This window comes from Nocardia sp. NPDC057455, from assembly GCF_042802775.1.
GTDB lineage: Bacteria > Actinomycetota > Actinomycetes > Mycobacteriales > Mycobacteriaceae > Nocardia.
In genome coordinates this window covers 1-9,611 of record NZ_JBHVDM010000043.1, presented here as the reverse complement: position 1 = coordinate 9,611, position 9,611 = coordinate 1, and the positions used below count along the sequence as shown (strand labels likewise).

Annotated in this window: 6 protein-coding genes; all 6 read left to right on the top strand. The window is 71.0% G+C overall.

Features of this window, described 5'->3' with window-relative positions; all coding sequences use genetic code 11:
- The coding region (locus tag ACFU5M_RS18785) for an SDR family NAD(P)-dependent oxidoreductase (RefSeq protein WP_379050634.1) at nucleotides 1-2,460 on the top strand (2,460 nt) is incomplete at its 5' end.
- Nucleotides 2,457-4,466 (top strand): beta-ketoacyl synthase, encoded by a 2,010-nt coding sequence (locus ACFU5M_RS18780; RefSeq protein ID WP_379050633.1) that lies wholly within the window; start codon nucleotides 2,457-2,459, stop codon nucleotides 4,464-4,466. The genes ACFU5M_RS18785 and ACFU5M_RS18780, both read left to right, overlap by 4 nt.
- Entirely contained in the window at nucleotides 4,466-6,034 is a 1,569-nt protein-coding gene (locus tag ACFU5M_RS18775) for a PfaD family polyunsaturated fatty acid/polyketide biosynthesis protein (RefSeq protein WP_379050631.1), read from the top strand. The genes ACFU5M_RS18780 and ACFU5M_RS18775 overlap by 1 nt, the downstream gene beginning before the upstream one ends.
- A complete protein-coding gene (gene accD, locus ACFU5M_RS18770; RefSeq protein WP_379050629.1) occupies nucleotides 6,031-7,713 on the top strand; it encodes an acetyl-CoA carboxylase, carboxyltransferase subunit beta in 1,683 nt (560 codons plus the stop codon). The genes ACFU5M_RS18775 and accD overlap by 4 nt, the downstream gene beginning before the upstream one ends.
- Nucleotides 7,713-8,237: an acetyl-CoA carboxylase biotin carboxyl carrier protein gene (locus ACFU5M_RS18765; RefSeq protein WP_379050626.1), complete on the top strand. Its 525-nt coding sequence runs from the start codon at nucleotides 7,713-7,715 to the stop codon at nucleotides 8,235-8,237. Before accD ends, ACFU5M_RS18765 begins: the two co-directional genes overlap by 1 nt.
- Nucleotides 8,234-9,610 (top strand): acetyl/propionyl/methylcrotonyl-CoA carboxylase subunit alpha, encoded by a 1,377-nt coding sequence (locus tag ACFU5M_RS18760; protein ID WP_379050623.1) that lies wholly within the window; start codon nucleotides 8,234-8,236, stop codon nucleotides 9,608-9,610. The genes ACFU5M_RS18765 and ACFU5M_RS18760 overlap by 4 nt, the downstream gene beginning before the upstream one ends.
- Nucleotide 9,611: the final 1 nt, after the last annotated feature.

Below are 9,611 nucleotides of genomic sequence, written 5' to 3'. Positions count from 1 at the left end.
CAGGTGATCGGCGCGCTGCAGGAACGATTTCCGAACCTACCGAGTCTCGGCCCGGAACAGCTGGGCGCGCTTCGCACACTGGATCAGATCGTGGTGGAACTCGCCGGGGTGGCGGGGAGTGATGTCCACCCAAAAGCTGAGGCCGCGGCGGGAACGTCGCGGCACGCCGTCGAACTGGTCTCGCTGCCTGCGCTGGATCGGGCGATAGCGCCCTACCGGGACGGGGCGCGGGTTGTGCTCGTCGACCTGTCCGGCGCGCCGGACACCGGCGGTGACGCGCTCGCCGCCGCGCTGGCCGGCCTGGATTGGACCGTGCTCCGGGTGAATTCGGTGGACGAACTCGACGGCGAGCCCCTCGACCTCTGCCTGGTCCTGCTCGGCGGCACCGCCGACTGGGCATCGGCGCAACGGTATCTGACCGACGGCATCCTCGTGGCCGGCCGCACCGCGGCGCTGCTACACGGCGGTCCGGACCGAGCGGCGTTCGTGACGGTGACGCGGCTCGACGGCGCGCTGGGCTTCCTGGGCAGCTCGCAGCCGGAGCACGCACTGCTCGGCGGCATCGGCGGTGTGGTGAAAACCCTCGCCGCCGAGCAGCCGGAACTGTTCTGCCGGGCGTTGGACATCGATCCCGCTTGCTCCGCGCGGCAACTGGCGGAGTTCGTGACGGCCGAACTGTTCGATCCGGCCCGCGACACGCTCGAGGTCGGCATCGACGCGACAGGGCAGCGACGGACCCCGGTGCCCAGCGGGCACGGCCCCGCGCGCACCGTCGTCCCGGTCCGGACGGGTGCGGAGCAGGAGCCCACTACGCTCACCGCCGAGGACGTCCTGCTGGTCACCGGCGGCGCGCGCGGCGTCACGGCCACCTGCGTGCTCGCCCTGGCCGCGCGCAGCGAGGCGCGTTTCGTACTGCTCGGACGCTCCGAGCAGGCCGACGAGCCCGACTGGGCGGCGGGGGTGCCCGACGCGGATCTGAAGACCACCGCGGTGCGTGCGCTGGCCGGATCCGGCGCCAAACCGCGCGACATCGAGCGTGCCGTGTCGGGCGTCCGCGCCACGCGCGAGATCCGCCGGACGCTGGCCGTCCTCGGCTCGCGCGCCGACTACCTCGCGGTCGACGTCACCGATGAGCAGGCGGTCACCGCCGCGCTCGCACCGTGGCGTGACTCGATCACCGGCGTCGTGCACGGTGCGGGAGTACTGGCCGATTCCACGATCACGGACAAGACCGCCGAGTCCGTCGCCCGGGTGCTCGACCCCAAGATCGCCGGACTGGCTTCGGTGCTCCGCGCGCTCGGTGAGCTTCGGCATCTGGTGCTGTTCACCTCCGTGGCCGGACTGTTCGGCAATGCCGGTCAAGCCGACTACGCGGCGGCGAACGAAGCGCTCTCGCGATTCGCGGTGAGTTGGCGAAACCGTCAGCCGAATTGCCATGTCACCGCGATCGATTGGGGAGCTTGGGACGGCGGCATGGTGACTCCCGCCTTGCGGGAGCACTTCCGCACCCGCGGTGTCGAATTGCTCGACCCGCAGATGGGTGCGGCGGCGTTCACCGAGCAGTTCACCGAGGCCCGCTCCAGGGACACGGTCGTGCTCATCGGACCGGCGAAGTCGCTGTCGGACACGAGGGCCGCGACCGGGAAGGTGCGGGCCCGCCGGACGATCATCGGGATCACCGACGACCCGATCATCGCGGCGCACCGGATCGGTGAGCACGTCGTCTTCCCCGCCACCTTCGGTCTCGGCGCGATGATCAATTTCGCCGAACGCGGCCTGCCGGGCCGTACGGTGGTCGGCGTCCGGGACTTCCAGGTTCTCAAAGGGATCGTCTTCGATGGCCCGCTCGACGAGCTGGAACTCGAGCTGACGCCGAGCGACGAGGGCGCGTCCACGGTGTACGTGACGGTGCGCGGCGAGAACGCCGTGCACTTCCGTGCGGCCCTCGAGCTCGCCGAAACGGCCGATCGGCCCCCGCGCCTGCCGGTGCCGGACGGTTCGCTCGGCGAGGCGACCATCTACCACGACGCCGTCCAATTCCACGCGCCCGCGTTGCAAGGATTGCGCCGGGTCCGAGCGGCTTCGGACGAAGCGATCGTCTTCGACTGCGCACTGTCCACCGCCGCCGTGGCGGGCGGGGCCTACGCCGGGCGACTGCACGATCCGGTGCTCGCCGACCTGATCCTGCAAGGACCACCGGTGCTCGGCCACCGGCTGCTCGGCAGCGCCTGCCTGCCACTCGGCGTGGGGCGGGCCGACTACTTCCGGCCCCTGCCCACGGGCGAGTCGTTCGTGCTCACCGTGGACAACCCGCGCACCGGTCGATTCGACGCGCGGATCGACGCCACCGCCACGACGGCGGACGGCACTGTGCTGCAACGGTTCTCGGACGTCACCGTGGTGACGACACCCGATCTGACAGAGAAGTTCCTGACCTCGGTGAGGCGGTGGATGGCATGACAACGCTGGAGTTCGACGGTATTCCGTTCGATCCGGTGACCGCGCCGGCGGGGGAGACCCGGGAGCGTATCGAGGGGGTGCCGTCACGCCGGACGGATACCGGCAGTGTGGGCACGCGGACGAGTCCGCTCGCCCCGTCCTCCGACGGGGCGCCGATCCGCAGTGCGGCGGAGAAGGATTCGGCCGAGTCCGGGATACAACCCGGTGCGCCGGCGGCGCGCACGGACCGTGCCGCGCCGCTCGCCGAGATCCGCTCCGGTGTCGTCGCGGCGCACCGGGCGGCGTTGAGCGCGCAACTGGCCTTGCAGCGGGCGGTGTGGCAGCGAGCGGTCGACACCGAGACGACGGGCGGGACCGCCTGGGTCACCGCGGCGGAGTCGGCTTTCAAGCCGTTGGCCCGTACCTCTCGCACCCGTCTCGATCGAGCGGCCTTGCTCCGTCTCACCGAAGGCGACCTGAGCGGTGTGTTCGGGCCCGCGCATCGGCGCTCCGGCATCGAAGTAGCGGCCCGGCCGGCCGGGCCGGGTCCGCTCGTGCTCACCGAGGTGACCGCCATCGAGCTGTACGGCGGCTCGGGCAACGGCAGTGTCACGGCCCGGTTCGACGGCGACCCGCGGGCGGCGGCCATACAGACCGCGGAGGTGTTCGCGCTGTACCTCGGCATGCCGCTGGTGCTGTCGGGCAGCTCCCTGGTCGCCGAATGCGCGGGCACCATCCCGAGTGCCACCTCCGGGACGATCACACTGACGGTGACCGCTCTCGACCTGGTGCCCCGGCCGCACGTGACCGGCACTGCGCGCGTCGCGGGCGTGAACGGGGAACTCGGCGTCACGGTCACGGTGGTAGAGCGGCCGGGCAGCGGCGTCGGCCCGGGCCAGGTCTCGGAAAGTCTGCTGCTCAACGAGTTCCACATGACGCATCTGGCCCGCGGTGACCAGGCGATCGCCATGGGGCCGGAATTCGCGGAATACAGCGGCGTGCGGGCGACCCGCCTGCCGACCGGCGGCCTGCTGCTGGTCGACCGGGTGCTCGACTTCGACGGCAGGCGCGGGTCCCTGGACAGCGCGTCATACACCACGGAATACGACTCACCCGCCGACTCCTGGTACTACGGCGACACCGCGAACGACTCCATGCCGCACTTCGTCTACATGGAGACCTCGTTGCAGGCGGCGCTGCTGATGGGGTACTACGCAGGCCCCACGCTCACCCAGCCCGGCACCACCCTGAGCCTGCGCAACCTCGGCGGCACCGCCACCGTCCTGCGGCAGATCGATCTGCGAGACAAAACCATTCGCCAGTCCTCCCGACTGCTGTCCACCACCATCCTGCCCGGCTCGTCGCTACAGACCTTCGACTACACGCTCAGTGTGGACGGCGAACCGTTCTACACCGGCGAGACCATGTTCGGTTACTTCAGCGACGAGGCTCTGGCCAACCAGACCGGCCTCGACGCGGGCCGCCCCGCGCCGACCTGGCTGGCGGAGCACCCGGACGCGCGGGTACGCACCATCGACGTCGCCGCCCGCCGCGCCGACGCCTCGGCCCCGCTCTGCGCCCGGCGCACCCTGGCGCTGATCGATCAGGTCGAGGTGGTCGACGGCGGCGGCAGGTACGAAGCGGGGTATCTGCATTCGCTGCGCGAGATCGACCCGTCGGACTGGTACTTCGCCCGGCACTTCCACCTCGACCCGGTGATCCCGGGATCGCTCGGAGTGGAATCGGTGATCCACGCGATCCAGGAGTGGATGCTCGACGCCGGATTCGCCGACACGATCGGCGATCCGGTCTTCCGTATCCCCGCCGAACGGACGTTCACCTGGCGCTACCGCGGGCAGTTCCTGCCCACCGACGGCACCGTCGAACTCGAAGCCCACATCAAGCAGATCCATCGCGGCCCGCACGGCGTCACCGTCGTGGCCGACGGCTCGCTGTGGAAGCCGGGTCTGCGCATCTACGAGCTGATCGACCTCGCGGTCGAACTCGTCGAGCGGAAGGAACGCTGATGACGACTTCCCGGCTCGGCGCCCTCGCGGACACCGCCGACGGCATCACCGCCGTCTTGTCCGACCTGACGCGCCCGTGCTGGATCGTGCGCCACGAGGGCCGGGTGGGCGCGACATCCGACGAGCGGATCACGGCGCACGCCGACGTCCTCGCGGCGGTGGCCCCGCTGCCGCCCGAACAGCTGGGCGATCGGCGGTTCGCCGCCGCCCATGGGGTGCGGGCGGCGTACGCGGCGGGCGCCATGGCGAACGGAATCGCTTCGCCCGCTCTGGTTTCGGCGATGTCACGGGCGGGATATCTCGCCTCCTACGGCGCGGCGGGCACGCCGCCCGCCGCCGTGGACGTGGCATTGGCCGAGTTGAGCCGCACGCTGGTCGGAAAGCCGTTCGCGTGCAACTTGATCCACAGTCCTTCCGAACCCGCTCTGGAGCGCGCGATCGTCGATGCCTGCCTGCGTCACCAGGTGCGCTGCGTGGAGGCGTCGGCGTTCATGGACCTCACCGGCGAGGTCGTGCGCTACCGTGCGGCGGGGCTGGCCGTGGACCGGCAGGGACGCGTCGAGGTGCGTCATCGCTTGATCGCGAAGGTCTCCCGGGTGGAGGTGGCCGAGCCGTTCCTGCGCCCGGCGCCCGCGCGGTTGCTGCGCGGGCTGGTCGAATCGGGTGACCTGACACCGGAGCAGGCCCGGCTCGCCGAACAGGTGCCGATGGCCGACGACATCACGGCCGAAGCCGACTCCGGCGGCCACACCGACCGCAGGCCGCTGCTGGTGCTGCTGCCCGAATTGATCGCGGCGCGCGATCGGCTGGCCCGCATCGTGCCCGCCGCCGCGGCGGTCCGGGTCGGTGCGGCCGGCGGTATCGGCACCCCCGCCGCCGCGGCCGCGGCCTTCGCGCTCGGGGCCGCGTACGTGGTGACCGGATCGGTGAATCAGGCCACCCGGGAAGCGGCCCAGTGCGACACCACCAAACAGCTGCTCACCCAGGCGGATTTCGCCGACTGCACCATGGCACCGTCCTCGGACATGTTCGAGCTGGGCGTTCAGGTGCAGGTACTGCGCAGGGGCACCATGTTCGCCACCCGCGCGCAGCGGCTCTACGACACCTACCGCGCGTACGGCGGCATCGACGCGATCCCGGCCGACCTGCGCCGCGATCTCGAGGCCACGCTGTTCCAGCGGCCCCTCGACGCCGTGTGGGCGGACTGCGTTACCTACTTCACCGAGCGCGATCCGGCCCAGTTGGCGGGCGCCGACACGGACCCTAAACGCAAAATGGCGCTGGTGTTCCGGTGGTATCTGGGGCTGTCGTCGGGGTGGAGCATTCGCGGCGAGGCCGACCGCGTCGCCGATTATCAGATCTGGTGCGGGCCCGCGATGGGCGGGTTCAACAACTGGGTGGCCGGAAGCTATCTGGCGGCGCTGCGCAACCGCCACGTCGCCGACATCGCCGACCAGATGATGCTGGGCGCGGCCTACCTCACCCGCGTCGCCCAGTTGCGCACCGCGGGCGTGCGGCTACCCGCCGACTGCGCCCGATTCGTACCCCGACCGAGGGAGGAACGATGACAACGCTGGAGAGCGGTCCGGACACCCGGACCTCCTGGATGGTGTGCCCGTCCTGCGCCGCCATGCTCTACGCCAAACGCTACGAGCGCGCGGGCCGGGTGTGCCCGGACTGCGACGGGCACGGCATGCTGACCGCCGACCAGCGCATCGAGGCGCTGCTCGACCCGGGCTCGGCACGGCCTATCGAACCGGCCGCGACCGCGGTCGATCCGCTCGGCTTCAATGATTCCCGGCCCTATCCCGAGCGGCATGCCGAGGCGAGCCGTCGCACCGGGCTGCCCGACGCCATCCGGTGCGTGCGCGGCACGATCGGTGGCGCGCCGGCGGTGCTGGCGGTCATGGACTTCCGTTTCCTCGGCGGCAGTCTGGGCGGTGCGGTCGGCGAAGCGGTCACCGGCGCGGCCGAGACGGCGCTGGCGGCGCGCGTGCCGCTCGTGCTGGTCACCGCGTCCGGCGGCGCCCGCATGCAGGAGGGCATCCTCGCGCTCATGCAGATGGCCAAGACCAGCCAGGCGCTGCGGGAACTCGATGACGCGGGTGTGCTGACCATCTCGGTGATCACCGATCCCACCTACGGCGGCGTGGCGGCCTCCTACGCCACGTCCACCGACATCATCATCGCCGAGCCCGGCGCGCGCCTCGGCTTCGCCGGGCCACGGGTGATCCAGCAGACCATCGGCGAGACGCTGCCCGCCGGCTTCCAGACGGCGGAGTTCCTGCTCGACCACGGCGTGGTGGACATGATCTGCCACCGCTCGGCATTGCGCGACCGGCTGGCTCGCCTGCTCGCGTCGGCCTCCGACAGCTCGCGCCGCATCGAACTCGCGGACGACGTGAACCCGGTCCGCGCCGACGTGACCCAGCTCGCGCCGCGCGACGCCTGGCAGAGCGTGCGAGCCGCGCGCGAGCTCGGCAGGCCGACCACGCTGGACTATCTGGCCGCGTCCTTCGACGAATTCATCGAGCTGCACGGCGACCGGTTGTCGGCCGACTGCCCGGCCATGATCACCGCGCTGGCCCGCCTCGACGGCACACCCGTGATCGTGATCGGCACGCAAAAGGGGCACACGGCAAGCGAATTGGCGCAGCGCAACTACGGTATGCCGACCCCCTCCGGTTATCGCAAGTCGGCCCGTGTGCTGCGGCTGGCCGCCAAGCTGGGTCTTCCGGTGATCACGCTGGTCGACACCGCGGGCGCCTATCCCGGCGTCACCGCCGAGGAGCAGGGGCAGGCCGTCGCCATCGCGGAATCGCTCAAACTGCTGGCCGGGCTGCCCGTTCCGGTGGTCACCGTGGTCACCGGCGAAGGCGGCAGCGGGGGAGCGCTCGCGCTGGCTGTGGCCGATCGGGTGATCGTGTGCGAGAACGCGGTCTACTCGGTGATCAGCCCGGAAGGATGCGCCTCGATCCTGTGGAAGGACGCCGCCGCAGCGCCGCGCGCCGCCGCCGAACTGCGGGTGGACTCGACCTCCCTGCTCGAACTCGGCGTCGCGGACGCGGTGCTGCCCGAGCCGCCGGGCGGCGCGCACCGAGATCCCGCCGCGGCCGCCGCCGCCCTGCGCCAGGCGCTGCGCCACGCCGTCGCCGACTTGGCGCGACTTCAAGTGGCGCAACTGCTCGACCGGCGCCACCACCGCTTCCGTGTATTCGGGCTGCCCACGAACGATCAGGAGAAGTGATGACCGAGTCCGTGACCACCGAGCCGGCCGGCCGGGCGTTGAATCCGGTCGACGCCGACGAGGCGCTGGCCGTGCTGTCCCGGCACGCGCTGTCCGTGCGGGCCGAGACCGCGCCGACCTCCGTGACCGTCGCCAATGGTCCGTTGGTGCTGCGGATCAGCTGGGACGGGCACAACGGGACCAGCGGGCCGATCACCGCCGCGCCGACGGCCGCCACCCCCGCCCCCGCGGCGGCCGTGCTCGCCGAATCCGTGTCTGTCGAAACTCGTTCGGATGCCGATACTTTCACGATAACGGCGGAAACCGTCGGTGTGTTCTATCGCGCCTCCGAACCCGGTGCCGCACCGTTCGTCATCGAAGGCGATCCGGTGCGGGCCGGCCAGCAGATCGGCATCGTCGAGGCGATGAAGTTGATGATTCCGGTCACCGCGACCCGTGAGGGAAGGGTGGCGGAATTCCTCGTCGAGAACGGGGAGGCGGTCGAGCACGGCGCACCGCTGCTGGTGCTCGAGGTGGTGCGGTGACCGTGCGGCCGATCCGCAAGGTGCTCGTCGCCAATCGCGGCGAGATCGCCGTGCGGGTCATCCGCACCTGCGCCGAACTCGGGATCGGCACGGTCGCGGTGTATTCCGCGGCCGACGCCGATTCCGCCGCCGTCCGGCTGGCCGACCAGGCGTTCCGGATCGGTCCAGGGCCCGCGAAGCGCAGCTACTCCTACATTCCCGCGATCATCGAGGCCGCCAGAGCCACCGGCGCCGACGCCATCCACCCCGGATACGGATTCCTGTCCGAGGACCCGGATTTCGCCGAGGTGTGCGAGGCGGAGGGCTTCGTGTTCGTCGGCACGCCCGCCTCGATCATGGCCGATCTCGGCGACAAGTCGACGGCGCGGTCGCTGATGGCCGCGGCGGGGTTGCCGTTGCTGCCGGGCAGCCGCGATCCGCTCGACACGGTGGAGGAGGCGCATGCCCTCGCCGACGACATCGGCTACCCGGTGATCATCAAAGCGGTGGCGGGCGGCGGCGGGCGCGGAATGCGGGTCGTGCGTGACTCGGCGGACTTCGCCGCGACCTGGCAGGAGACCCGCGCCAATGCCACCGCCGTGTTCGGCGACGGCCGCCTCTACGTGGAGCGCTACCTCGACTCCGCGCGGCACATCGAAGTCCAGATCCTGGCCGATCGGCAGGGCGCGGTGCGGCATCTGGGCGTTCGGGACTGCTCGTTGCAGCGGCGGCACCAGAAGCTCGTGGAGGAGTCGCCCGCTCCGGGGCTGTCGGAGGAACTCGTCGCCCGGATCGGCGCGGCCGCCGTTCGTGGCGCCGAGGCCGTCGGCTACGTCGGTGCCGGAACCTTCGAATTCCTGCTGGATCACCAGGGCCGCTTCTACTTCATGGAGGTCAACTGCCGCCTGCAAGTGGAGCACCCGGTCACCGAGATGGTCACCGGCATCGATCTCGTCGCCGAGCAACTGCGCATCGCCTCCGGGCTGCCGTTGGCGCTGCCGGAGGAAGCCGCCACTGCGCGCGGGGTGGCCATCGAATGCCGAATCAACGCAGAGGATCCGCAGCGCGAATTCGCGCCGGCACCCGGCACGCTCACCGAATGCGTGCTGCCCGGCGGAGCGTTCGTCCGGATCGACACCCATGTCGGCCCCGGCTATGCCATTCCACCGCATTACGATTCGTTACTCGCCAAGATCATCGTCTGGGCGCCGGACCGTCCCGCGGCCATCGCGCGGATGCGCCGGGCACTGGCCGAGACCAGGATCCGCGGTAGGGGCGTCGCCACCACGACCGAGTTCCTGCACGACATCCTCGACCACCCCCGCTTCCGCGCCGCGGATCACGACACCGCCCTCATCGGGACCCTCACCACGGTGTCGCGCGTCGCCTCATGAC

What these genes read in the sequence shown, in the direction of transcription:
- ACFU5M_RS18780 (WP_379050633.1), top strand. Translation starts at nt 2,457, where the DNA reads ATGACAACGCTGGAGTTCGACGGTATTCCGTTCGATCCGGTGACCGCG.
- ACFU5M_RS18775 (WP_379050631.1), top strand. Translation starts at nt 4,466, where the DNA reads ATGACGACTTCCCGGCTCGGCGCCCTCGCGGACACCGCCGACGGCATC.
- accD (WP_379050629.1), top strand. Translation starts at nt 6,031, where the DNA reads ATGACAACGCTGGAGAGCGGTCCGGACACCCGGACCTCCTGGATGGTG.
- ACFU5M_RS18765 (WP_379050626.1), top strand. Translation starts at nt 7,713, where the DNA reads ATGACCGAGTCCGTGACCACCGAGCCGGCCGGCCGGGCGTTGAATCCG.